Below are 26,286 nucleotides of genomic sequence, written 5' to 3'. Positions count from 1 at the left end.
AATACGAATTGTCTAATATATTGTCAATAGGTTGAACTCAGTTAATTAGGTTAATATCAATTTAAGATGTTAAATTCATTAGCAAAATGATTTAAAAATAGTCAAAAATTATAGAGAAATATATTTATGGAATACTGAAAAGAGGAGAGTTCTTCCAAATAATAGAACTATCTAGTAGTATATTAATTAAAAATGACAATTATTATAGCTAAGGGGTGACAATACTTTGAATCAAACGATATATTTACTCCGACATGGGGAAACGGTCTTTAATTCGCAAGGCAGGTATCAAGGAGAACTGGATTCACCATTAACAGATGATGGAATTGCACAAGTAAAAAGTATTGCTAGATTGTTAAAGATGTATATTCAAGACCCAAAAGAGTGGGCAATTATTTCAAGCCCATTAGGAAGAGCTATGCAAAGTACTGAGATTATCTGTAATACATTAGGATTAGATGAGGCAAAAGTAGAGAAGGATGATCGCTTAAGTGAAGTATCAGTAGGTTCTTGGGCTGGTTTAACAATGAAAGAAATTGAAGAAAAATGGCCAGAGCTTCTAATGCATACAGATCACTACAATTGGTATTTTAATTCACCTAATGGGGAAAGTTATGCTTCTGTCGAGGAACGAGTAACAGATTGGCTAAAGAGTGTAGAAGGTCGTGAGAAAGTTATCGTTGTCTCACATGGGTTAACAGGTAGAATATTAAGAGGAGTATACAACAATTTAGAGAAAAACCAAGCTTTAAAACTAGAAGTATCTCAAGATACATTCTTTAAATTAGAAAATAATAATGTTGAGAGATTTAGTATAGAATATGATGAATTTTAATTGTATATCGATTCTAAAAGGCCATTTGATAGGGACTATTCAAATGGTCTTTTTTCTACTTCTTAAGTGATTAGTATATTCCTTTAGATTTTTAGATTACAAAATTTCTTGAGTGAAGTGAAATTGGTATTTATAACTACCTTTTACTATCACTATCAAAAAATAGTATAAAACCTCTACTTCAAGTTATCTATTTGACTTCGATTAACAAGTTTTCAATGTACATTGCATAGGATTAGTAATATGAACTAAACGGAAGGTGGAATTCTATGTTTAATCCAAATGCTCATCAACTATCATGTAACTCATTTCGCGTTATAACAGTCACTGGTAACGGGAAAGTTGCCGTTCAACCAAGTTATGTGGAACTTCAATTAGAAGTAATCACAGAAGGAAAAGATGTAAGCAAGGCACAACAGGAAAATGCGAATATCATGAATCGTGTAATACAATCCATTTTGTCACTCAACATTCCAAGGGAGAATATTCAAACTGCTGCCTATAATATTGTGCCAAACTATGATTACATCGAAGGAAAACAAGTTTTTAGAGGTTATGAAGTGACTAATGCTCTTACTGTTAAAGTAAAAGATACAAGTCAAGTAGGCACTGTCATTGATACAGCTGTAAAAAATGGTGCAAATCGCGTTTCAGGACTTCAGTTTAAAATTGAAAATGGAGAATTTTATTATCAACAAGCGCTTAGTATAGCTCTCCATGATGCCCAAATGAAAGCAAAAACAATAGCCGAGACCATGAGATTACCGATGCTTCCACAACCGATAGAGATTGTAGAAGAGAGTAATGCGGGCCCTGTATTATATAAAACTGTTGCCATGGCTGAGCAGAATATCTCCACCCCAATCGAACAAGGGCAAATAACAATTAGTGCGACGTTAAGAGTCAAATTTCAGTACTAGTATTTAGGGGAACTTCTAGTTAGATTGAATAGGGAATAGTGGAAGAAAATAATCTTGTAAAATAAATTGATTAGTAATAAATAATAATAATAAAATCAATAGCCATATTGTTCTTAAATAAAATAACCCCAGATGAGCATAAATACTCGTCTGGGGTTATATATGATTAACCTATATTAAAAATTAAATTCATCTGGGTTTGGACCACAGCGGAAATTCTCATTTAATCCATCAATTTGAGCCATTTCTTCAGTAGTTAGTTCAAAATCAAAGACATTAATATTTTCTTCCATACGTGACTCAGTCATTGTTTTTGGAATTGTTACAACTTGATGTTGTAAATCCCATTTTAAGACGATTTGAGCAGCTGTTTTATTATGTTTAGCAGCAATACTTTGTATAGTTTCATCTTTTAACAGTTCGCCGTTCATTAGTGGAGACCATGCTTCAACTTGAATATCGTGCTCCGTGCAATAATTACGCACCTCTTGTTGTGTAAGACGTGGGTGGAATTCAATTTGATTGATAACTGGTTTGATTTCTGTTTCTTTAAGTAAGTTTTCTAAGTGGTGAACTTGGAAGTTACTTACGCCGATTGAACGAACTCGACCCTCTTTATAGATCGTTTCAAGTGCTTTATATGCATCCAAATATTGATCATGACCAGGCCAGTGGATTAGGTATAAATCTAAATAATCTAATCCCATTTTTGATAAACTGTCATCGTATGCAGCAAGTGCAGCTTCATAATTTAAGCCAGCATTCCAAACTTTTGATGTGATAAATAATTCCTCACGAGTAACTAAACCCTCAGCAATTGCCTCTTTAATACCTTGTCCTACCATTTCTTCATTGCCATAAATTTGTGCAGTATCAATACTACGGTAGCCTTTTTTTATAGATATTTTAACAGCTTCTGCAAGTTCTGCACCATTTTCTACACGAAAAACACCGTAACCTAATACTGGCATTTTGATTCCATTATTTAATGTTGTTGTTTGTAAGTTCATTTTGAACACTCTCCTCAGTTTTTTCTTGTTTGACACAGATTGCTGCTAAAATGACAGCTCCTGTTACCATAATTCCTGCAATCCATGTTGTATGGATTAATCCCATTGACTTGGCGATAACGCCTCCTGCATATGATCCAATCGCAATTCCAGCATTGAAAGCAGCAATATTAATAGCAGAAGCGACATCTACAGCGCTAGGGACAAAACGCTCAGCTAATATCACGACATAAGTTTGAAGCCCTGGGACATTCATAAATGCAAAAAGTCCCATAAATAAAATCGTAATTAGACTAGCTACTTTAAATGGTACGGTGAAGTAAAGAACAAATAACACAATCGCTTGAATCACGAACATATAAAATAATGCACGAATTGGATTGTTATTAGCTAGTTTACCACCAATCGTATTACCAATTGCAACTGTAACACCATAGAATAAGATAATTAGAGTTACGGTTTTTGCCGAAAAACCACTCACTTCTTGCAATAAAGGTGATAGATACGTAAAGACGACAAATGTACCACCATATCCTAGTGCAGTAATGATGAACACTAGCAATAATCGACCGTTTTTTACTAGCTTAAGTTGTTCACCAAAACCGATTTTGGTTCCTTTTTGGATAGAAGAAGGTACTAAAACCATATTGGCAATTAAAGCGAGTATGCCAATCACGACTATAAATGCAAATGCCATGCGCCATCCGAATTGTTGTCCAATTAATGTACCGAAAGGAACACCTGTTATTGTAGCTACAGTTAATCCAGTGAACATAATCGCTATCGCACTTGCTCGACGATTTGCTGGTACAAGACTAGCAGCAATTGTAGATCCAATTGACATAAATACACCATGCGCTAAAGCAGAAACTAGTCTCGCTACAAGTAATATTCCGATAGTTGTAGAGAACATGGCTATACTATTGCCAATGATGAAAATAAGCATAATCCCTAGTAATAGTTTCTTTCGAGGAATATGGGCTAGTAGAGATGTCAGTACAGGCGCCCCGATCATTACACCTATCGCATAAATAGACACGGTCAAACCCGTTACTTGAAGTGAAGTTTGTAAATCGGACGCAATCATTGGTAGTAAACCAACGCTTATAAATTCTGTTGTCCCAATGGCAAAAGCAGTCACTGCCAGTGCAAGCAGAGCCTTTGTATTATTTTGTTGCTGTTTTTTCATAGAATCTCCTTCTTTTAATCAGTGTGCAATTACTTGCCAAATGTTCCGGAACAAATGTTATTATGGAGTATGTAAAACAGAAAGGGAAGTACGTACTTTTTTGTTATATAGGAACCTTTTAGTATCTACAAACGAATGTTCTCATAAATAGAAAGAGGTTATAAATGATGGAAACGAAGAAAAAATACAATATATCGGTAGAAGCAACACTGGAAGTTATCGGAGGAAAATGGAAATGTGTAATTTTATGTCATCTCACTCATGGAAAAAAACGTACAAGCGAATTGAGACGACTGATGCCAAATATTTCGCAAAAAATGTTAACTCAGCAATTACGTGAATTAGAAAATGATGGTGTCATTAACCGTATTCTATATCATGAACTACCACCAAAAGTAGAATATGAGCTAAGCGATTACGGTAAGAGTTTAGAACCTATACTGACTTCACTTTGTAATTGGGGCGAGGAACATATTGTCAAAGTGTATGGTAGTAAAGAGGGTTACTTAGAGGATAATGGATTGAATGATTAGTTCTTATGAAAAATATGGTGAATATCCATATTGTGGATGAATGGATGGTAATGTTCGTGTTTTGATTTATTTAAAATAAGTTTTACGATTAATGTTCGTGATTGTAATGTGAAAACATTTATTTAATAATAAAAAATGTTGTATTATTCGTGTATTAGCGATAAGATAATGTATATTCCAATCTATATGTAACTGGCGTAGCATGGATAACCATGAGGGAGCATATAGAATTTCGTCGTACGTCTGGGCAGGTATTTAGTAAGCGGAATGCTTACTAAATACCTTTTTTGTTGGAAATTTTTATCGGAAAAGGTGAAAAAAGTGGATTTTTTGAAAGACATTCTAGCAGCATTAGGTGTGCTGCTAAACGGCTTACCGCAAGGGTTACTAGCATTATCATTTGGTTTTGCATCTGTACCAACTGCCTTGGCATTCTTTATTGGAGCAATTGGTAACTCAGCTACAGGCTCGATTCCAGTAATATCTTATCAGGCAGAAACGATTACTGTAGCTGGAACTATGGGGAAAAATATGCGCGAGCGTCTATCGATGATTTTCTTCGGGGCAGCATTAATGACTCTTATAGGATTATTTGGTTTTCTAGAAAAGATTGTTGATTTTATCGGACCAGTTATAACAAATGGTATGATGGCTGGTGTTGGCATCATGCTCGTAAAGGTATCCCTTGATATGACAAAAAATCATAAAGCAGTGGGGGTCTCTTCTTTTATCGTTGCAATCATTACATATATGGTTACAAAAGATCTAGTTTATACAATTCTTTTCTCCGTTATTATTTCAAGTATTGTTGGTCATTTCACACAACAGGAGAAGACAACACAAGAACCAGTGAAAGAAAAATTCGTACTACAAAAACTAACGATTAATGCGTCCGTTATTCGTGGTGCACTTGCGATGGTTACATTAAACATTGGCGCCAATATCGCTTTTGGTAAAATTAATGGAGCATTAGCAAATCAAGAGGTTAATGTCGATCATTTAACGGTTATTAGTAGCGTTGCTGATATGGTCTCTGCTTTATTCGGTGGGGCACCGGTTGAAGTAGTTATTTCTGCTACAGCAAGTGCGCCACATGCGGTGTTTGCAGGTGTTTTGATGATGGTTATGATGGGTGTCATTTTATTAAGTGGTTTACTACCGAAAATTGGTCGCTTTATTCCAAGCTCAACAATTGCTGGTTTTTTATTCGTACTCGGTGTAATTGTTACATTACCAGGTAATGCGACAGCTGCATTTGCTGGTGGTGGTGATTCTGCTATTGTGGGTGGTATGACAATGGTTGTAACAGCGATATCTGATCCGTTTTTAGGTATGCTTTCAGGATTGATTATTGAATTTTTATTATCTATTTTTTAATATAAGGAGCTATTAAATTGACGAATACATACACTCTACAAGTAGCAGGTCTAAAAAGAGATTTACCTATCATTCGATTAACAGAAAATTTAAGTATTGCTAGCTTTGTTATTTTAGGGGATGCCGAACTTTTAAGAGAAGCTACACCATTATTAGTGGACAAACTTCCTGAGGTGGATGTAATTGTAACAGCTGAAGCAAAAGGTATCCCGTTAGCTTATGAAGTTACTAACCAATTAGGATTAACTGCATATTATGTTGCAAGAAAAACTGTTAAACCATATATGCAAAACCCATTGATGATTGAAGTACATTCGATTACAACACAAGCAAAGCAAACATTGTGCTTTGATCAAAAAGACGCTCAAGCGATTAAAGGAAAACGCGTTGCGATTATTGATGATGTGATTAGTACCGGGGAGTCTTTAAGAGCATTAGAAGAACTTGTTGAATTAGCTGGAGGAAATGTGGTAGCAAAAGCAGCTATCTTAGCTGAAGGTGATGCGGCTAAGCGCAAGGATATTATTTTCTTAGAAGAACTACCACTATTTGATTGAGTAACCTTTGATTTTAATGCGAATATCGTAAAAAAATCTTTTTATTGACTAATGGAAAAAAATCTTATATAGTGGTAAAAATCATAATAATGAATGCAATGACAAGGATATGAGTAATTCATAACGGTTTACAGAGAGGGAAGGCAAGGCTGAAAACTTCCTAATGCAGATGAATTATTTACCACCTTGGAGCAGTATTGGTGAAATAAGAGTAATCAATACCGTAGAAGCAACGATAAAGCTTACACAAAGCCATCAATAGGAGCTTATTCAGTTATGAGATGGAAATTTGGGTGGAACCACGGGTATTATACACACTCGTCCCTTTATGAGGGATGAGTGTGTTTTTTGTTTTCAAAATTAAATATAGAATGCAATGATAAGGACACGAGTAATTCTAATCGCTTTACAGAGAGGGAAGACAAGGCTGAAAACTTCCTAATGCAGATGAATTATTTACCACCTTGGAGCAGTATTGGTGAAAAAGAGTAATCAATACCGTAGAAGCAACGATAAAGCTTACACAAAGCCATCAATGGGTAACTTATTCAAGTTATGAGATGGAAATTTGGGTGGAACCACGGGTATTATACACACTCGTCCCTTCATGAGGGATGAGTGTGTTTTTTTGTTTTTAAAATTAAATATAGAATGCAATGATAAGGACACGAGTAATTCTAATCGCTTTACAGAGAGGGAAGGCAAGGCTGAAAACTTCCTAATGCAGATGAATTATTTACCACCTTGGAGCAGTATTGGTGAAAAAGAGTAATCAGTACCGTAGAAGCAACGATAAAGCTTACACAAAGCCATCAATATGTAACTTATTGAGTTATGAGATGGGAATTTGGGTGGAACCACGGGTATATGACACGCACTCGTCCCTTTCTATAGGGATGTGTGCGTGTTTTTATTTTATAAAAAAATAGGAGTGAAGTGTTATGAGTCAAAAGGAAGTTTTGATTAAGTTTCCAAATGGACATCAAAAGCAGTATATGCAGGGAGTATCATTAGGTGAAATTGCTAGTTCTATTAGTTCTAGTCTAAAAAAGAAATCGGTGGCGGGAGTAGTCAATGGCATACGATATGATTTGAATCGTAGTATTACTCAGGATGCAGAAGTGGAGTTATATGATATAGCGTCGTCAGCTGGTATAGAGATTATGAGACATACTTCAGCTCATGTATTGGCTCAAGCAATAAGACGATTATATGGTGATGTGAACTTAGGTGTAGGACCAGTGATTGACAATGGTTTCTATTATGATATTGATATGGACAGTACAATAACTGTCCAGGATTTATCGAAAATAGAGAAAGAAATGGCTAAAATAATCGCTGAAAATATAGAGATTGTACGTGTTGAATTGTCACGTGAAGAGGCGAAAAAGCTATTTCAAAAAGATCCATTAAAGCTAGAGCTACTAGAAGACATTCCTCAAGATGAAATAGTAACAGTATATCGCCAAGGAGAATTTGTAGATTTGTGTCGAGGTCCGCATTTGCCAGCAACTCGGTTTATTAAAGCACTTAAATTAACACATATTTCAGGGGCATATTGGCGAGGGGATAGTAACAATAAAGTACTACAACGTATATATGGTGTAGCGTTTGCTACAAAAGAAGAGATGGAAGAATATTTTCATTTTGTAGAGGAAGCGCAAAAAAGAAATCATCGTAAACTAGGGAATGAATTAGAGTTATTTATGTTCTCAGAAGAAGCACCAGGCATGCCATTTTACCTTGCAAATGGGCAAATTATTCGTAATGAATTAGAAGTGTTTTTACGTAAGCTTCAGCATCAATATGATTATCAAGAAGTACGCACACCCTTTATGATGAATAAAAGATTATGGGAGCAATCCGGACACTGGGATCATTACAAAGAAAATATGTATTTCACAGAAGTAGATAATCAAGAATTTGCATTAAAACCAATGAATTGCCCTGGTCATATGCTAATTTTCAAAGATAAACGTCGGTCATATCGTGAGCTTCCGATTCGAATGGCTGAATTTGGTCAAGTGCATCGACATGAATTTAGTGGAGCATTAAATGGTTTATTACGTGTTCGCACATTTTGCCAAGATGATGCACATATTTTTGTCAGACCGGATCAAATTGAAAATGAAATTTTACTAGCCTTACGTTTAATTGATCGTGTATACAATACATTTGGTTTTGAATATGACATTGAATTATCAACACGTCCAGAAGATTTTATGGGAAGTGTGCAATTATGGGATCAGGCAGAAGCATCTCTTGAAAGAGTATTAAAAAACCTTGGTTATCCATACAAAATCAATGAGGGAGACGGTGCATTTTATGGGCCTAAGATTGATATCCATATAAAAGATGCGATTAAACGTAGCCATCAATGTGCAACAGTTCAACTTGATTTTCAACTACCGGAGAAGTTTGACTTAACATATATAGATGAACAAAATCAAAAGGTAAGACCAGTCGTGATACACCGTGCGGTTTTTGGATCAATTGATCGTTTCCTTGGAATATTGATTGAACACTTTGGTGGTGCATTCCCTATTTGGCTATCACCTATTCAAGTTCAAGTGATTCCCGTATCAAATTCAATTCATAAAGAGTATGTTGAAGAAGTTACTAGACGCTTAAAACAAGAGGGTATTAGAGTTCAACTTGATATACGAGAAGAGAAATTAGGATATAAAATACGTGAAGCTCAAATGAAGAAAATTCCATTTATTCTTATTGTCGGGGATAATGAGGTGGAAAATCAATCTGTTAACTTAAGACCATATGGTCAGGAGAATTCATTGGAAGTTCAGCTTGATGATTTTATTTCTAAAGTAAAGAATCTCATTGAAAATAAATCTTTGAATAATAATGAATATGATCTCGGCTAACTAATTACAATTTATTCAAGTGTCATAAGAAAAACCGATAAGTAACATTAGTTTTTTATAAATTTAATTTATTCTTCTCCTTCATTACAATAATAATAAAGGGGGAGAGGGAATGAAAATATTTGATACACATTTGCACATTATCGATTTTGATTTTCCAATTCAAGAAAATCAAGGATATATACCACCATCATTCTTAGTGGAAGACTATCAACATGCGACAAAGGAATTCGAAATTATTGGTGGTGCCATTGTTTCAGGTTCATTTCAAGGATATGATCAAGGTTATTTAATCAAAGCTCTAAAGGAGATGGGCCCTTCTTTTTATGGAGTAACACAGTTGCCATTTAATACAACTGATCAAAATATCCTTCAATTAAATGACCATGGTGTCAGAGCTCTTCGCTTTAACGTCAAACGTGGAGGTTCTGAGGACTTATCTCAGCTAGATTATTTTGCAAGACGCGTATATGATTTAGTCGGCTGGCACAGTGAATTATATATCGATGCCAAAGATTTGATAGAGATTAAAGAAATTATTCGTAAATTACCAGCGATTTCAATAGATCACTTAGGTTTATCAGAGGAAGGGTTACCAATTTTACTCGACCTTGTAGAAAGTGGTGCACATGTAAAAGCGACTGGTTTTGGAAGAGTTGAGTTAGATGTGGTCAAAGCGATGAAAGCTATTCATGAAGTAAATCATGAAGCGTTGATGTTCGGAACTGATTTACCTTCAACTCGTGCAAAACGTCCATTTAATATTAAAGATATTCATGTAATACTTGAGAAATTTGATACAAAAAACGCTAATAAAATTCTTTATGAAAATGCGGTTAAATGGTATTCATGTAAAAAGTGAAAATAATGTGATGTTTAATAATAAAAATACTACAGCCCAATTGTTAAGAAGTACATAACAGTTGGGCTGTAGTTCATTATAAGTTTTTATTCTATATTTCTTCTTCTACTAACTCTCTGTTGTCTAATAACTCACATTTTAGTTATTGGCATGAATTTTGTGAAATAAGCACCAAAAATCAACAGAATTACTGTTATAGACCAATTCAATAACCCCATAAAATCAAACCAGTACGCAAAAAGGTTAGTGATTGCTATAAGATAAAGAAAAATTGGAGTTAGTGCACTTTTTATCCCAGTTATACCTGCATTTTTTCTTTTTCGAATCATAATAGAAATTGAAAAGATAAGAGTGATTAGCAAAACGAAGGATAAAATAATCGGTACCAATATAAATACCTCCTTATTTTTGATTCTTTTCTTTATATTTATGTGTTGCAGTTTGTTCAGTTTTTTACTGTGTCAAAACGCACTATTAATAATGTATTCCATATTAACGATAAAAATCCTTTTTATCAGTAATGAGACTTTAACTTAAAATCTTCGAATAAATGTTACATATTATTATAATTGTGTAAATAGGCTTAATATCTTTAATAAAATGAGTTTTAATTTTAATTTGATGTTTTTATTCCCACAACAGAAATGTATTTGACTAACTAAAAATTGTAAAATATACTTTATGTAAAGTTTGCTTTACAAGGTGGTTATGGATATTATGGGAATATGTTCAATGTTTTAACTGATTCTTATTGAAATACAATTAGTAGAAAAATATATTTAAGGGAGAGTTTGTTATGTCTAATGAAAATTTATTTGTATGAAATGTGGTCATACAGAAACTAAGACAGGGAAAATCGGAAATAGTAATTACGATAAAGTGAAAAAAGTAGGTAAATTAATGACTTTTGGTACTGGGATGTTCATCTCATGTTGTGCAAAATGTGGCGATGTATATTCATTGACTATTGAGAACCCTAATAGACTTTGAGCTCATATTGGAAAGGGGTGAAGACGAATGAAACAAACAAAAATGGGCTACATCATTTTGGGATGTATTTTTGGTGTACTAGCTTTATTTATGAATGGAGTTTCGATAAGTGTAAATAAATTTCCATCATCGTTAATGCTAATTGCTATTTGTATTATGTGTTTCTGCTTATCCTACTTAGTGCAGCATCTTACAGCAAAAGATGAACGAGCACAAAAAATAAGAGAGCGATCCATCTATGTTAATTATTTCATACTTATAGCGGTAGTTTTATTATTAATGATAGTTTTTAACCCAATTAGTAACTTACATATAGAAGCATACAATCTACTCTCAATAATGATGACGGTATATATATCATCGGTATTTTTAACAATGGTTTATTATGCTAAGAAATATTAATGCTAGATGAAAAAAAGAAAAAGGTAAGAGAAAAGTGTAATCAAGTTGTTATTAGTGATCTTGATTAAATATCAAAATATTAATAAGAGCTAATCTTAATTTTAGTAGAAAAGGTGAAATGGTGAGAAAATATCGATGGTTTTTAGATTTTGAAAGAGAGGAAAGTTGGTTGAATGACAATTTACAAAAGGGATATACACTAATCGCAAAGAATATGTTTGGTGTTTATCATTTTGTAGAAATGCAAAATAGTATGAAAATCATACGATTAGACTTCCAAAGAATAAAGTCAGCGCATGATTTTAAAAGTTATAAAAGTCAGTTTGAAGAGGTTGGATGGAAGCATATTGATGGTAAGAAAGGGAATTCGTTTCATTATTGGATCAAGGTAAAAGACAAGAATGAAAAAATCTCATCTGATAAGGAATCATTCAATAATATATATGCAAAGTTATCAAGCTACTACGCTACTTTAATGTTAATACTGTTTTTCACGATTATTTTTGTGAACCAGACAATTGACCCTAATCCGTTTATACTGAATCCTTTAAAAGCCATTAATTATACAAGTTTGCTAAGTATGAATGGATTTGAATTTGTATTTTTCTCAGCCTGGTCGATAGGCATAATGATTTTTCGCGTTGTACCAATATGGTTGCTATTTTTCATAGCATTTAAGTGGTTAATACAGCTTCTGAAGTATAAGAAGATTGAGAAAACATTGATTCTTGATAAAGAAAAATGATAAGTAAATGAAAATATAGGAGTGATAAAATTGGGATACATTATGGATTTGAGGAAGATAGTGGGCACCAGGCCACTATTAATGGTAGGCGCTAGTGTGCTAGTGGTCAATAAAGAGAAACAACTATTACTTCAGTTAAGAACAGATAACCAATGTTGGGGGTTACCTGGGGGGTCATTAGAATTAGGAGAAAAATTAGAAGATGCAGCAAGACGTGAATTAGCAGAGGAAACAGGATTAATTGCAAAAGAACTTCAATTATTTAATGTATATTCAGGAGAAGACTTTTACTATAAATATCCGCATGGTGATGAGGTTTATAATGTTACTAGTACATACATTTGTGATGAATATAGTGGTGAATTAAAAGAGAATCTATCGGAAGTTAAGGAATTGAAATTCTTTAGATTGAATTCATTACCTTCAAGGATTAGTCCTCCGGATAAACAAGCTATTGCAGATTTAAAACTGTGCACTTCATAAAAAAAGTAAAAAATAACTCCAAAATCAACTTTTATTGTTGATTTTGGAGTTATATTATTTTTACTCTATGTTTGTTTCTAAACTTAAATCAGTATAGGAATTATCATCACCTATATTTAAGATTACTTCACATTGACGTAATCTCAATTCAAAGAGCGTTATAGAATCATGATAAACTTCAGGATTTGATTTCATTATAAGAAGTGTATCTTGTTTTTCTTGTATTTCTATATGAATATTTTCTACAGCTTGTTCCAATGCGTTATATGGATTTCTAAAGAACATATTAATATCCCGCTCTTGTGCGTTTTCAAATAGCTCAAATTGCAAGAAGAATTTGTTTATAATAGAAGCTGTTACATCGGTATAATCTTCATTTTCTAAATACTGTTTATATTTGTTATACAGCATCGCATTATTTTTAGGAAGAACTCCAAATAACTTACCTGCACTTTTCAGTAAAAATTGTGCTGGAGTAAATCGGCGCAAAATATTTACTTCTTCCATTTGTATTCTAGTTGTCATTCTATCAGTATCTCTGTGCCAGTCATCAAGCACTTTAAAGTCACATTCTAACTGTATTCGATTTTCTCCACATAAAGAATTAAGTCCTTCACTGATTTCTTCTAAATACGATTGACTTTGAAGGAACTCGTTATTTGAAATTGCAATCCAATTTTGCATAGAGCGAGCCAGGTTAGGTAACACAGTTTGTTCTAGATATTTTTGAACTCTTTCGTTCATCGCTGTATTTAGTTCGATGTCAATTTGCCCGAAATCACTCTCTTCACTAATTAAATCAGAACAACTCTGCAATATTTTTGGAATATTTTCTGTTAGATCATTAGCAATTTCGTATTTCATTGTACGATATGATTCTGTTATTAATTGAATTTTTTCCTTCTCAAGAGCAGTAAGGTTATTAATAAAACCATTTAGTTTCACTAACATATCTTCATTCCACTTAATAGAGTCTACTATGCTATTTTCCATCTCGACGCGTTTATCTAAAAGATATTTAATTGTTTTTCGAATGAAAAACAATAGCTTTTTAGTTCGTTCTGTATCGATATTTTTATGGTTAAAGTTAAAATGAATAAACTCAGTTAAATCGTTTAGTTGTTGACGATTTGTATATAACGAAGAGTAAGGGAAAATGCTCGCATTAGGGAAATATGCGTTTATTCTCATTTGTGTATCATGTAAAACCCTTTTTATTTCAGCTTCACTGTAAATGTTGTCGATTTTATTTAATAAGAAATGAATTTGTAGATTTGGTGTATGTTCTTGAATACTTAATAGAATGTCACGTTCCTTGTCAGTAAAAGGCGAGTCCGCATTCAATACGAATAATAATTCGTCTACAGAATTTAAATATTCGAATGTCTCATCTCGATTGTCGTTGTTTCTATTAAAACTAGGAGTAACAACGAATGTAAGTTTATTTTTATTTAAAAATTTACATGGTAATTTAAATTCAACACATGCTCTATCTCCATATGTTTGGCGGTCTAGAGACATCATGGTTTGGTAATCAGAGAAATCCTCAGTTGTTGTAATTGTTGAATCTGTTATAGCATTAATTTCTGTATGAGCTTCATTTTTAAAGACAACAACATTTGAGGTTGAATTTTCTAATATATTTTCTCCAAGTATAGAGTTAATAAATGAAGCTTTTCCGTTTCCTGAAGTTCCAGTTACTAAAATGCGATTTGTTCTTAAATCTACAAGCTCCTCAACTAACCATCTAAATCGATTACTCATTTCTAAATCATGTTTTTGTGCCCACTGTGTAATAGATTCAAACAGATGTAAACTATACTCTAAGCCATTCACATGATTAATAGAATATATCAGTAGGTTTTCCGCATGTTTTAGATGTTCTGAATCTATTTTGGAAGGGAAAATTTCATTCCATGCCAATACTGCTGATGATGGAAATACCGAATGAGACGGATTGACTACTTTTAACCAATTTGTTAAAAGATTTGGAATGATATCGTGTAATTGATTTAGCATATATTGACCTTGAATTAATTCAAAGTACGTTTCCTCGTAAAGAGAAGAAATTTTGTCCCATATATCGGATGAATGTATTTCAATCTGTAAGAAAAATTCATTTATTGTTTGAAGCCATGATAAGTAATTTTGTTCATTTTTATAGCTGTGCCAAAGTGATGAAACAATTTGCGTGAATTGTACTTGATCTACATTATTTAATGTAACTAATACTTGATAAAAATAGTCTGGTGAAATATTTTTAGTAAATCCTTTATCGATATATTCTTTTAGAACCTCAAACCAGGGTAAAGATTCTGTTCGAATTAACTCATTCACAGCAAGCTCTACTGCACTGTCAAAATCTTGCTGTTCCTCATAAAAGGAACGTGCTATTGTTGTGACGTTTGGATAATCGGGATTTAATGAAACCGCTTCTTTAATAACTGCGAAAGCTGAATTAATGTTATTTTGCTCGATGTAAAGCGACAGTAACTGCAGAATAATTTCGGTCATAAGTATTTTGTTATCAGTAGTAATGGAGGTATATACATTTTCAGCAACTGATAATTGGTTAAGTTCGAAGTAAGCATCCGCAATATTTTTTTGTGCCCATGGTGCTAATTCATTACTAACTTTCTCCCATTTAAAAATAGCTGATTCAAAATCTTGATGGTGATAATAAAATTCACCTTGTGCAAAACGAATATAAGATCCATCAGAAATCTCATTTTTTTGTTCGTTTAAATAAGCTTCTCCAAGTACTTGAAGAGGTGGATGTGTTTCATTCTCTATTAGGAATGTTTCATAATATATCTTTTTAATTAATTGTTTTTCTAATCTCATTTTTTCCTCCACTATATCTTGAAGAATACATTTTCCTCCAAGTGTAAATACTTTTTTGTATTTATGCTCTTTATATTAACAAAGAATTTGTCTTGAAAAATTTCATTTTCCTTTCATTTTTCAAGTAAGATTGTGTTTTAATGAGAAACGTTTCAGTTTTTTTTCAATTTCACTTCCCAGTTGAGAAACAACATGATAACTTAATGCGAATATAATATTCTACATTAAGTTGTAACATTCCATGTAGAGTTCGGTTTAAAAACAATGTATAGTGAATAAGTATTAGGTATTGTGATAGGGTGATACGAGATTTAGTTAGTAAGTATATGGGAATCTGTCGATAATATCCTGAAATATTATTACATTTTTGAGAAGGAGAATTTTACAACATGATTATGCAATTCAAGAGAATGGGTGCGTTAGTGGCGGCTACTGTGTTGATGCTGAGTTTATGGATAGGGGTTACGCCTAATTCTGTAGAAGCTGCCGCAAAGAGCGTTTATACAATTTCACCAAAAACAGTACCGGTGGATAAAACGATGTTGAAATACACTACATATAACAGTAATACCAAGCATTATTATGTTCTACGTTCCTATCTAGAGAAATTGGAGAAAAAAGGTGGCGGAACGCTAGTATTAAAAAAAGGAACTTACACAATTAGTAATACGCTATATGTTCCATCGAATGTAACTATAAAAATGAATGATGGTGTAAGTATTGTCAAAGGTCAGAAAACTGGCACGAGTAAATTTAAAGCTTCAAAATCAATTTTTCAATTCATAAAACCATCAAAAGCCAATAAATCGGGTGTATATGGCAAGTATAATGGTGAAAAGAATATTTCCTTCATAGGAGAAGGTAAAGTAACGATTGATATGAAATACGAGAAAGATAGCATTGCCTTGATCATGGGGCATAACCAAAATATAAAAGTGGAAAACATCCAATTTAAGAATATGTATTCTGGACATTTTATTGAACTAGATGCTTCTAAGAATGTTGTGATACGAAAAAATACGTTTACAAATTCCAAAGCATCAGCAAACAAGAACAAAGAAGCCATTAATATTGATACACCGGATAAAACAACAGCAGGGTGGAGTCAAAAATGGAGCAAGTATGATAAAACGCCAAATCAAAATATAACAATTGAAAACAATAAATTTAAGAATCTTGATAGAGCTATTGGTACCCACAAATATTCAGGTAAAATGTATCATGATAAAGTGATCATTCGTAATAATCAAATTGACAAAACACGCTTGGATGCTATTCGTGTCATGAATTGGACGAATGCTGTTATTGAAAAAAACCTAATCCGGAATGTAGCAAATGGAAATGCTAGTACCCGTGGAATTTTAGCTAGTGGCGCAATCAACCCAACTATTAAAAACAATACTTTTGAGTCAGTAGGAAGAACGATTCAGTTTATGGCTTGGAAGAACAGTGGTCCAGGCTCACAATACGATATTACGTACAATAAGCTAAATGAAGCTAACAAAAAAGCACTTTTAACAAACAAAGCCGTTAATACTTCTGAAACAATTATTCGCATTAACAATACTTACAATGAATTCATAAAAAACACAGAAAAATTACAACTTGCATCAAAGTGATTTACATGGGGAAAAGAGACCTTCTACTCTGTAACACTAAAGACAAGTAATTGTACATGATAATTCATTCATAATATGTTACACATATTATGAATGAATTACATTACTAAGTAATTTCAGTTGCATACATTTTTTTATTTTTGGCTATTTTACTGTTGATTTTCTATAACTTAATAAAATGGGAGTATTCGAAAATCGCCACCTCCTATTAATTAACAATAAAAAGAAAATAATTAATAATTATAGTGATATTTAACAAACTGCTAGCGTATATATTTAAGGTTGTGATGGGGGAAGAATATTAAAAAAGCTTGTTATTAGTTGGAGGATTTTCTTGTTGATTTGTCCTATTCTGTTGTTTGCGATTGGGAAGATTGATATGTTCGTTTGCTCTGCTTTTATTTGTGGAATTATAATCTCTGTTGGTGGTGGATGGCTATTTAAGAAAAAGCTTAATTAATAATATAGTAGTGTTCTTATGCCTTCTTCTCATTTACCTCATGCGAAGCTACGGGAACAAGTAAAGCATTTTCATTTATTGTTTTATGTATTCTCGCAAATTCCTAAACCCCCCCTTTAAATCTCACTGTCCTTTTATTGAATAAAATATAACCAATCTTGCTCACGTCTCCGTAAGTGTGCCAAAAAACTAAACATAAATACTACGTACTCTTGCAAAGAATTTATTAGTGTAGGCTTTTAGTAATTACTGTACAATTAATATAAGAATATTCGGTTTTCGAATACTTTACTAAATGGAAGTATATTGAAAGGTGTGATTTTATATGAAAAATTCGCCAAACATTTTAGAGGTATATCAATTTTGAGTAAACGTATCACCCCTCTATAAACTACGTAAGCTCAATGAAGGAGCAAAATTTGGTTAAAGTATGCATTGGAACCAATAAATTATTATTAGAGTTAAGAGAATATCATGATTTTAATTGGCTTAAAGCAGTAGAAGTATTTACTATTTTTGATCAGCAGGATTCAGGAAACATTTGTTTTGGAATTATAGAAAATGACGAACGTTATTTCATTAAATATGCAGGTGCAAGAAATTTAGAATATACTGGAGATATAAAGTCAGCGATTAAACGCCTAAAAGAAGCAAAGAAAGTTTATCAACATATTGATCACCCTTTATTAATTCAATGCATAGGGACATTTCAGACAGAACAAGGTTACGGATTGAAATTTAAATGGGTAGAAGGAGAATGTATGCATAATCATTGGGATTTTACGCCTTTTGAAAAGTACAATTCTCCTGATTCTCCTTTTGTGAAATTAAGGAGTTTATCTTTAAAAGAACGTATTTCGATATTGAACCAAATATATGAATTTGCGGTTTTTGTAGAAGATAAAGGATTTGTGATGGTTGATTTCTATGATGGTTGATTTCTATGATGGTAGCATACTATATAATTTCAAAAAAAATAAATTGCATATTTGCGACATTGATTTTTTTAAAAAAGCACCTGTCTTTAATTATATTGGTGAGGATTTTTGGGGTTCTAGTCGGTATAAAGCACCTGAAGAATATCGATTAAACGCTGAAATTACAAGTGCTACAAATGTATATACTTTAGCAGGTTTAGCATATGCGTTTATAGGAGGACGAAGTGATAAAAGTTTCGAAATGTGGGAGGCTTCAATAGATCTATATAATATTTGCTCAAAAGCATTAGAAAATAATCCCTCAGATCGTTTTGAAACGATTAGTGTGTTTTATCATCAATGGAGTAAAGCACTTTTAATATAGAAATGTAAATCAATGAGAATGAGAAAGGGGTACAATATGGAAGACAACATATTGATATCTAAGCTTATTCCACCAGAACCTGCTATACATTATATGAGACGAGCAAAGGTCATGAAAAAGTTAGCACGAAGTCATCATACAAAGCTTACTATTTTACATGGTGGAGCAGGTTTTGGTAAAAGTTCCGCATTGGCACAATTTTTAGCAGATCAATCCAATGCTTTCTCTTGGTATCAAGTGACAGAAGATGATGACGATGTTTTGCCATTTTTACGTCACTTGTTTTATAGTGTGCGGAAAGTATATCCTTCTTTTGGAGAAACAATGATTGGTTGGGATCAGCTTTCAATGTTTCCTAAAGTTGAAGAGTTAAATAAGCTTTTTACTATGTTTGTAAATGAGTTTTGCAAGATGCGAGAACCATTTTTTGTAATATTAGATGATTACTATTTAGTGGATCATATTTTTCATATTCATTACATCATGGAGAAACTGATATTACATTTACCACCAAATGTTCATCTAATTATTTCTTCAAGAACATATCCTTCTTGGGGGTGTATACGGAATTTAAGGTTAAATCATCAATTGGTTGAATGCGTAGAAGAAGATTTTGTCTTTTCTGCAGAAGAAATCCAGGTATTCTTTGAAGATTACTTTCAACATTATATAACAAAGGAACAAGTGGACAAAATTCTCCGGACAACAGAAGGTTGGGCTATTGCTATTTTATTTCTCGCCACTCAATCTATTGATTTAGAGAAATCTATAGATAAATTACAGAATCTTTCGTCAAATGACTTTTTTACTTATTTATCGTATGAAGTATTTGAGGGGCTAAATGATTTCGAACAGGATGCAATTATGAAATTCAGCATTTTTGAAACATTTTCGTATGAATTAATAGAAGTATTCTACGGGGAGGTTTTTGAAGAGCAGCTTAAAATTCTAGTCAATAAACATGTTTTTATCCAGCCATTAAGTGGATACACAGAGTTTCGATATCATGTGTTATTTCAGCAATTTTTAGAATTGAAACTGATGGAACAGGATTTAGATACTTATCACTCGTTGCATTTAAAGGCTACAAAATATTTTACTCAACAAAGAAACCCTGTAAAAGCCGTTCATCATGCGATGAAAACAAAAAATGAAGATTTGATTGCATCTACTTTAGCTTATTTTGCAAATCAGTTTATAGAAAAAGGAAAATTCGATTGGTTTATCGAACGTATTCGTGAACTATCAGCTAGTACAATGGCAAACCATTTTCAACTTTATTATTATGAAGGTGAAAGTCAAAGATATCGTGCACAGTATGAAAAAGCAAAAAAAGCGTATGAAAAATGTATTATATGCGCAAAAGAATGCTTGTCTTATGATTATTTATTAAGAGCCAAGGTTGGGATTGCACATATCTATTTGGATACTATTCAACCGTCACTTGCTGAAAATTATTTACAAGAAGCACTTGAATTGGTGGATCAAGCGAAGTTAGAAGAAGATTATCTGCAATTTATACAAAAACAATATGCAGAAAATCTAGTGAACTTAGGCAAACCGTATGAAGCAGAAAAGTGGGTTTCGGATGTGGGTCTTTCTTCTCGTGTAGTTAGGCAAGGAAATTTGGATGCAAGAATATTATTAAGGCAAGGCAAACTTCAGGAAGCAAGAAGCTTATTAGAAAATCGTTTAGATTCATATAGTCTTATTTCAGATACTTATCGTGAGACCGATGTTTTATATTCATTTATTTTAATCTTATTAGGTGATTATGTAACAGCACTAGAATCAGCAAATAAAAGCATCTTGAAAAAGGAAAATGAACATGCACAGTACATTCTAGCAGTAGCCTATCTTCGTAAAGGACATACATTATTGGTTTTGAATCCGGCAGATATTGCTGAAGCGGAACAATATTATGAAAAGACCATCGTAATAATGGATAGTATGGATGTGAAACGTGCAAAAGCCGAGTCCTATATGGGACTAGCAATTGTAAAAAGTAGACAGCAACAACTTGAGCAAGCACTTTTTAATATAAAATTAGGGTTAAAAGAAACGGAGAAAGTGCATGATCATTGGGTTTCGGCTTTACTTTATGTAGCCTTATCAATAGTTTATGTGGAACATGCACATTACCTAGAGGCAAAAGAAGCTATTAAGAGCGCAGAAAGTAAGTTTAAAAACTCAAAAGATTATTTTGGACTGACAATTGTTAGCTTTTGGCGTGCTTATATCGCTTATATGCAAAAAGATGAAGTTGAATTTGCTTCAAATTTTGAATTATGTATGGCAACTATTGTAGAGAAAAAATATGATTTCTTTGTAAGAGACCAACATATCTTTGGTCCTCAGCACAATATAGTATGGTGGCAAATGATGCATCATTGGAATACATTAAAAAAATCAGCTGTTAAAACCACATACTTTTATAAATTGATAGAAATAGATGCTGATATACCTGTACCAGCGCATATGTATACTATTCAGCTATTTGGAGCTATAACTCTATATCGCGATGGTGAAGTAATAGTAGAAAAAGAGTGGCAACGAGAAAAGGCAAAGGAATTATTCATTTACCTATATCTAAATCGTACGAGATTTGTTTCCAAAGAAGAAATAATTAATGTACTATGGCCAAAAGCTACTGAGGAAACGATGACAAGAGATTTCAAAGTTGCCTATAATGCTTTATTAAAAGTGCTAGAACCAAATCGTCTTCCTAGAATAGAAAGTGCATACGTTGTTCGAAAGCAATCAATGTACAAGCTCATTACACAGCATTGTATGAAAAGTGATTTAGATTTTTTTAGACAATTTATATCTTTAGGCATGCAACAGAAAAATCCTAATCTTTCGAATGAATGGCTTTTAAGAGGAATCCGAATATACACAGGTGATTTTATCGCGGATAAGAAACAATCAGAATGGCTTCAAGATATACGAGAAGAATTGAAATATATTTATATGGAAGGAATTGAACGCTTAGCACAGAATTATGTCCGATTAAAAGAATTTAGCAAAACAGTGTTTTGGGCAGAGCACTTGTTGAAGCAAGATAATACTTGGGAAGAAGGATATCGCCTAATCATGTATGGATATTTCCAACTTCAAAATCGTACTCAGGCTGTCAGATGGTTTGAAAAATGTGAACAAGTATTAAAAAACGAATTGAATATTGAACCAATGGAAACAACCATACAGATGTATGAGATGATTATAAAATGACCTTATGTGAAAACGGAGGGCACTGAAAAACTTACGTTTTTAAAATGTAATGTTCTTCAATAGTAAACACCGGCACTTTTTGTTCGATTTTGAACAGAAAGCCGGTGTTTTTTTGGTATTTCCTTATTCTTCATTTAATAACTTATAGATACGTATTGATCTAAAATTTGTAAAATATCTAAAGTGGAATCCCTTGTTATGTTAAATTTCCTCTCTTCTGAAAATATATAAAAGTTTCCTTTTTCTTTATCGAATATATATTGATGTTCTTTTAAATTTAGTAATCCTTGCATTAATATCACGTCCTCACTATAGATTTAATAAGACTTAATATCATTAAACCATCACTTTTCGAGCCACTATTGTATTTAAAAGGAACTAATGAAGCAATCCCAATTAAATATGAGTAGATAATAAATCCTCGATACAAGTTAGCCCATTCTTCATTACCAAATATCCAAATTAAAGTTGCAGAAATAAAATTAATTAAAGATCCTCCACAATATATCAGAATCATTTTTTGAGTAGGAACTTTATTTTCGAAGTCGAAATTAATTTGTCCTGTAAGCCAATCGTTTTTTCCTATTCTGAATTTCTTATATTCAAGCCATGTGTCTCCCTCACCGAATCCGATATAATTAACCTTTCCTCCAAAAATCTTTATAAAAATTGCATGTCCAAATTCATGGATAATAATAACGAAAGGGTAATATATAACGAAATATGTAATGTAAACTAGAAAGTTATTGAATATAACCACCATCCTATACATCTTCTTTGTATAACTAATAAATTACAACTTTAGAACTAAGGAGAGTCATTCTGAAATTCCAATATAATACAAATATTCCTAGTTTTCAACAATTAAATTAAGAAAAATTCATTAAATTAAATAAATTCAATTATCTTTCATTTAAGTATCCTTCACTGACATATAAATTTCAAAAGAGGAGTGCAGGCGGCTACTCCTTGGGGGAACTAGCGTACATCTTGAGACCCCGCAGGAGCGTTAGTGACGAGGAGCCTCAAGGTCCGTCCCCAGGAAAGCGTCCGCCGGAACGGAAATTAACGGCATCGAAGAAAAAGCCATGGCAGAAACGATTAATCGTTTCTGCCATGGCTAAAATTCTTTTAGGGACTTTTCAGTGCCCTCTGTGAAAACGTAGGGTCCTTTTTCTTTGTAACTAATTTGTAACTAGGATTAGTTATGATACTTCTACAGCAAGATGAAAGCGCTTTAAAAAATAAGAGGGAGGTATTTAAATGAAAAAATGGTTGGCGATTCTATTAGTAGCAGTAACGCTTTTACTCGCTGCATGTGGAAGTGACAAAAAAACAAGTGGATCCTCTTCGGAAAAGGATGAAAAAGAAGGAGGGACAATTAAAGTTGGTGTATTGGCCTCTTTATCTGGTGCATTAGAGTCTTATGGAAAACAAACAAAACAAGGCTTTGAACTAGGGCTAGATTATGCAACAAATGGCAAGATGGAAGTTGCAGGTAAGAAAATTGAAGTTGTTTGGGAGGATACTGAAACTAAACCAGAAGTAGCAGTGCAAAAAGCAACAAAGTTATTAGAAGATGATGGGGTAGATTTCTTAGTAGGTTCATCTAGTTCTGGAGATACATTAGCTGTCTTACCACTAGCTGAAGAATACGAGAAAATTATGATTGTAGAACCAGCTGTTGCAGATAGTATTACTGGCGCTGAGTTCAACCCATTTATCTTCCGTACAGCAAGAAATTCTTCTCAAGACGCTTATGCAGCAGCAGCGGCGATTGCTAAAAAAGGAACAAAAATTGCAACATTTGCACCGGATTATTCTTTCGGTTGGGATGGAGTTAAGGCTTTTAAAGCAGCTGCAGAAAAGTTAGGAGCAGAAGTTGTTTTAGAAGAATATGCTGATCCAGCTGCAACAGATTTCACATCTAACTTACAGAAAGTTGTGAAGGCAAAACCTGAATATCTATTTGTTGTATGGGCTGGTACAAATTCACCTTGGAATCAAATTGCAGATCTTAAGTTAACAGAAAAAGGTATAAAAATTTCGACAGGTGCACCTGATATTGCCGCTCTTCAATTGATGAAGCCCCTTGTAGGCATGGAAGGATTCTCAGTATATTATCATACATTACCAAAAAACAAAGTGAATGATTGGTTAGTAGAAGAGCATAAAAAACGTTTTAACAATGAAGTGCCAGACTTATTTACACCAGGTGGGTTTTCATCTGCTGTATCTATTGTTGAGGCGTTAAAAAAATCAGATGGTAATGCAGATGGTAATACGCTTATTCCATTAATGGAAGGTATGTCTTTTGAGACACCGAAAGGAAAAATGACGTTCCGTAAAGAGGATCACCAAGCATTACAACCTATGTATTCTATTAAACTTGAAGAACAAAAAGGTGTTGACTACCCTGTTCCGGTATTAATTCGTGAACTAACACCTGACGAAACAGCTCCGCCAATTCAAAATAAAAAATAAATATACGACGAGAGTTCAGACCATAAATTTGGCCTGGCTCTCTTAAAAACTTTTTACATAAGAAGTTTTTAAGAGAGCTAGACTTAGGAGGAATGAGGATGGAACCTATCATTAGGACAGAAAATTTAAGTATTCAATTTGGGGGGCATCGTGCAGTTGATGGCGTGAATTTTCAAATGCAGGCCAAGCATTTCAAATCTATTATTGGTCCAAATGGTGCAGGAAAGACTACTTTTTTCAACCTACTAAGTGGTGAATTGAAACCAACAGAGGGAGAAATTTTTTTGAAAGGGGAATCGTTAGCAGATGATTCGTCTATCGAACGTACACGAAAAGGACTTGGTCGCTCTTTTCAAATCACAAATGTCTTTCCAAATCTTACAGTCTTGGAGAATGTTAGACTTGCAGTGCAATCTCGTGAAAAGGTAAGGTTTAATTTTTATAAACACTATTTGCAGTATAAATCGATTACCAACGAAGCAGTAGAAATATTGGGTCAAGTATTGCTAGATAACAAAGTGAATGCAGTTGCAAGTCAACTATCTCATGGTGAAAAACGTAAACTAGAAATTGCAATGTTACTAGCTCTAAATACTGAAATTTTACTATTGGATGAACCAACTGCTGGTATGTCTTTAGAGGAAGTACCGGCTATCTTAGAGGTAATACGTTCAATAAAAGAACAAGGAGACAAAACCATACTGCTCATTGAGCATAAGATGGATATGATTTTAGATCTTTCAGATTCAATCATGGTGCTCTTTAATGGGAAGCTTTTAGCAGATGGAACGCCTTCAGAAATTATGGACAATGAAACCGTACAAAACGCGTATTTAGGAGGGCTATATGATGAACAGCTTATTAAACCTTGATCAGCTTCAAACACATATTGGACAATATCATATTTTACAAGGGATTCAATTTGAAGCAATAGAAGGGGAAGTATCGGTATTGCTTGGTAGAAATGGAGCGGGTAAAACAACTACATTAAAAACCATAATGGGTTTGACACCTGCTTCCCACGGAAAAGTTATTTATGATGGGCAAGACATTACAAAACGAAAGCCTTATGATATTGCCAATCTAGGTATTGGTTATGTTCCAGAAGATCAAGGTATTTTTAAGGACTTAACAGTGGAAGAAAATATGAAAGTTGCAATCCGTAAAGAGACAGATGAAGTATATGAAAAACAGGCATATATATTAGAGTTATTTCCCGATTTGAAAAAGTTTTGGAAAAAGGCTGGGGGGCATTTATCTGGGGGGCAGAAGCAAATGCTGTCTATGGCAAGAGCTTTTGTAAATGACAGTAAACTCTTATTGATAGATGAGCCTTCAAAGGGATTAGCTCCAATCGTTGTAGAAAAAGTAATGGAAGCTATTACAGAAATGAAAAAGAAAACAACGATTATTCTTGTTGAACAAAATTTTATTATGGCCAGTCGGATTGGTGATACCTATACATTAATAGATGATGGAAAAACTGTTCATTCAGGATCTATGGCTGAATTGATTGGAGATGAAGAATTGAAACGGAAATACTTAGGAATTGGTTAGGGGG

The 26,286-nt window shown here is 33.2% G+C and carries 23 protein-coding genes, 1 riboswitch and 1 other annotated feature; of the genes, 18 read left to right on the top strand and 5 right to left on the bottom strand.

Annotated elements, in window-relative coordinates; all coding sequences use genetic code 11:
- The first annotated feature begins 226 nt into the window (after positions 1 to 226).
- Positions 227 to 835, top strand: a complete 609-nt coding sequence (locus tag AMD00_RS10865; RefSeq protein ID WP_053417093.1) for a histidine phosphatase family protein — start codon at positions 227 to 229, stop codon at positions 833 to 835.
- A gap of 269 nt (positions 836 to 1,104) precedes the next feature.
- The gene (locus tag AMD00_RS10860) at positions 1,105 to 1,755 is read left to right on the top strand and encodes an SIMPL domain-containing protein (RefSeq protein WP_053417092.1); all 651 of its coding nucleotides are present in this window, start codon (positions 1,105 to 1,107) and stop codon (positions 1,753 to 1,755) included.
- Between the two features lie 176 nt (positions 1,756 to 1,931).
- On the opposite strand, the gene AMD00_RS10855 is transcribed toward AMD00_RS10860, so the two are convergent.
- On the bottom strand, positions 1,932 to 2,765 hold the full coding sequence (locus tag AMD00_RS10855) for an aldo/keto reductase (protein ID WP_053417091.1): 834 nt from the start codon (positions 2,763 to 2,765) through the stop codon (positions 1,932 to 1,934).
- Positions 2,737 to 3,954, bottom strand: a complete 1,218-nt coding sequence (locus AMD00_RS10850; RefSeq protein ID WP_053417090.1) for an MFS transporter — start codon at positions 3,952 to 3,954, stop codon at positions 2,737 to 2,739. Before AMD00_RS10850 ends, AMD00_RS10855 begins: the two co-directional genes overlap by 29 nt.
- A gap of 167 nt (positions 3,955 to 4,121) precedes the next feature.
- On the opposite strand from AMD00_RS10850, the gene AMD00_RS10845 reads away from it, so the two are divergent.
- The 5 genes from AMD00_RS10845 to AMD00_RS10820 all read left to right on the top strand — a co-directional run bounded on the left by AMD00_RS10845 (position 4,122) and on the right by AMD00_RS10820 (position 10,165).
- Entirely contained in the window at positions 4,122 to 4,487 is a 366-nt protein-coding gene (locus AMD00_RS10845) for a winged helix-turn-helix transcriptional regulator (protein ID WP_053418264.1), read from the top strand.
- Between the two features lie 178 nt (positions 4,488 to 4,665).
- A riboswitch (ZMP/ZTP riboswitch) is annotated at positions 4,666 to 4,743 on the top strand.
- A 65-nt stretch (positions 4,744 to 4,808) separates the two neighbouring features.
- Positions 4,809 to 5,864: a permease family protein gene (locus AMD00_RS10840; protein ID WP_053417089.1), complete on the top strand. Its 1,056-nt coding sequence runs from the start codon at positions 4,809 to 4,811 to the stop codon at positions 5,862 to 5,864.
- 17 nt (positions 5,865 to 5,881) lie between these two features.
- On the top strand, positions 5,882 to 6,421 hold the full coding sequence (locus tag AMD00_RS10835; RefSeq protein ID WP_053417088.1) for a phosphoribosyltransferase family protein: 540 nt from the start codon (positions 5,882 to 5,884) through the stop codon (positions 6,419 to 6,421).
- 89 nt (positions 6,422 to 6,510) lie between these two features.
- Positions 6,511 to 6,750 (top strand) — a binding site (T-box leader).
- Between the two features lie 612 nt (positions 6,751 to 7,362).
- On the top strand, positions 7,363 to 9,303 hold the full coding sequence (gene thrS, locus AMD00_RS10825; protein ID WP_053417086.1) for a threonine--tRNA ligase: 1,941 nt from the start codon (positions 7,363 to 7,365) through the stop codon (positions 9,301 to 9,303).
- Between the two features lie 112 nt (positions 9,304 to 9,415).
- Positions 9,416 to 10,165: an amidohydrolase family protein gene (locus AMD00_RS10820; protein WP_053417085.1), complete on the top strand. Its 750-nt coding sequence runs from the start codon at positions 9,416 to 9,418 to the stop codon at positions 10,163 to 10,165.
- 131 nt (positions 10,166 to 10,296) lie between these two features.
- Here the strand turns inward: AMD00_RS10820 and AMD00_RS10815 are convergent, their stop codons facing one another.
- The gene (locus AMD00_RS10815; protein WP_053417084.1) at positions 10,297 to 10,554 is read right to left on the bottom strand and encodes a hypothetical protein; all 258 of its coding nucleotides are present in this window, start codon (positions 10,552 to 10,554) and stop codon (positions 10,297 to 10,299) included.
- A 430-nt stretch (positions 10,555 to 10,984) separates the two neighbouring features.
- On the opposite strand from AMD00_RS10815, the gene AMD00_RS23550 reads away from it, so the two are divergent.
- The 4 genes from AMD00_RS23550 to AMD00_RS10800 all read left to right on the top strand — a co-directional run bounded on the left by AMD00_RS23550 (position 10,985) and on the right by AMD00_RS10800 (position 12,785).
- Positions 10,985 to 11,155 carry a hypothetical protein gene (locus AMD00_RS23550; RefSeq protein ID WP_169786350.1) on the top strand — a complete coding sequence of 57 codons (171 nt, stop codon included), beginning with the start codon at positions 10,985 to 10,987 and terminating at the stop codon, positions 11,153 to 11,155.
- A 27-nt stretch (positions 11,156 to 11,182) separates the two neighbouring features.
- Positions 11,183 to 11,557, top strand: a complete 375-nt coding sequence (locus tag AMD00_RS10810) for a DUF2178 domain-containing protein (protein ID WP_053417083.1) — start codon at positions 11,183 to 11,185, stop codon at positions 11,555 to 11,557.
- A 118-nt stretch (positions 11,558 to 11,675) separates the two neighbouring features.
- Entirely contained in the window at positions 11,676 to 12,302 is a 627-nt protein-coding gene (locus tag AMD00_RS10805) for a DUF2812 domain-containing protein (RefSeq protein WP_083446209.1), read from the top strand.
- A gap of 30 nt (positions 12,303 to 12,332) precedes the next feature.
- Positions 12,333 to 12,785 carry an NUDIX hydrolase gene (locus tag AMD00_RS10800; RefSeq protein ID WP_053417081.1) on the top strand — a complete coding sequence of 151 codons (453 nt, stop codon included), beginning with the start codon at positions 12,333 to 12,335 and terminating at the stop codon, positions 12,783 to 12,785.
- Positions 12,786 to 12,845: 60 nt separating this feature from the next.
- Here AMD00_RS10800 and AMD00_RS10795 read toward each other — a convergent pair whose 3' ends face one another.
- Positions 12,846 to 15,629, bottom strand: a complete 2,784-nt coding sequence (locus AMD00_RS10795; RefSeq protein WP_053417080.1) for a dynamin family protein — start codon at positions 15,627 to 15,629, stop codon at positions 12,846 to 12,848.
- A 389-nt stretch (positions 15,630 to 16,018) separates the two neighbouring features.
- Between AMD00_RS10795 and AMD00_RS10790 the strand changes: the two genes are divergently transcribed.
- From AMD00_RS10790 to AMD00_RS10780, 4 genes are all read left to right on the top strand, one after another.
- Entirely contained in the window at positions 16,019 to 17,248 is a 1,230-nt protein-coding gene (locus AMD00_RS10790) for a right-handed parallel beta-helix repeat-containing protein (RefSeq protein WP_245639499.1), read from the top strand.
- A gap of 864 nt (positions 17,249 to 18,112) precedes the next feature.
- A complete protein-coding gene (locus tag AMD00_RS10785) occupies positions 18,113 to 18,646 on the top strand; it encodes a serine/threonine protein kinase (RefSeq protein ID WP_245639498.1) in 534 nt (177 codons plus the stop codon).
- Positions 18,636 to 19,010: a hypothetical protein gene (locus AMD00_RS23995; protein WP_245639497.1), complete on the top strand. Its 375-nt coding sequence runs from the start codon at positions 18,636 to 18,638 to the stop codon at positions 19,008 to 19,010. Before AMD00_RS10785 ends, AMD00_RS23995 begins: the two co-directional genes overlap by 11 nt.
- A 36-nt stretch (positions 19,011 to 19,046) precedes the next feature.
- Positions 19,047 to 22,241 (top strand): BTAD domain-containing putative transcriptional regulator, encoded by a 3,195-nt coding sequence (locus AMD00_RS10780; RefSeq protein ID WP_053417079.1) that lies wholly within the window; start codon positions 19,047 to 19,049, stop codon positions 22,239 to 22,241.
- Between the two features lie 298 nt (positions 22,242 to 22,539).
- Here the strand turns inward: AMD00_RS10780 and AMD00_RS10775 are convergent, their stop codons facing one another.
- On the bottom strand, positions 22,540 to 23,004 hold the full coding sequence (locus AMD00_RS10775; protein WP_053417078.1) for a site-2 protease family protein: 465 nt from the start codon (positions 23,002 to 23,004) through the stop codon (positions 22,540 to 22,542).
- A 500-nt stretch (positions 23,005 to 23,504) separates the two neighbouring features.
- Between AMD00_RS10775 and AMD00_RS10765 the strand changes: the two genes are divergently transcribed.
- The 3 genes from AMD00_RS10765 to AMD00_RS10755 all read left to right on the top strand — a co-directional run bounded on the left by AMD00_RS10765 (position 23,505) and on the right by AMD00_RS10755 (position 26,282).
- Positions 23,505 to 24,725, top strand: coding sequence for a substrate-binding domain-containing protein (locus AMD00_RS10765; RefSeq protein WP_053417076.1), 1,221 nt, complete (start codon positions 23,505 to 23,507; stop codon positions 24,723 to 24,725).
- 98 nt (positions 24,726 to 24,823) lie between these two features.
- Positions 24,824 to 25,597, top strand: a complete 774-nt coding sequence (locus AMD00_RS10760) for an ABC transporter ATP-binding protein (protein WP_038190185.1) — start codon at positions 24,824 to 24,826, stop codon at positions 25,595 to 25,597.
- A complete protein-coding gene (locus AMD00_RS10755) occupies positions 25,575 to 26,282 on the top strand; it encodes an ABC transporter ATP-binding protein (RefSeq protein WP_053417075.1) in 708 nt (235 codons plus the stop codon). Before AMD00_RS10760 ends, AMD00_RS10755 begins: the two co-directional genes overlap by 23 nt.
- Positions 26,283 to 26,286 lie beyond the last annotated feature (4 nt).

This window comes from Viridibacillus arvi (assembly GCF_001274945.1).
Lineage (GTDB): Bacteria > Bacillota > Bacilli > Bacillales_A > Planococcaceae > Viridibacillus > Viridibacillus arvi.
The sequence above is the reverse complement of the archived record's forward strand: the minus strand, read 5'-3'. Positions and strand labels throughout refer to the sequence as shown.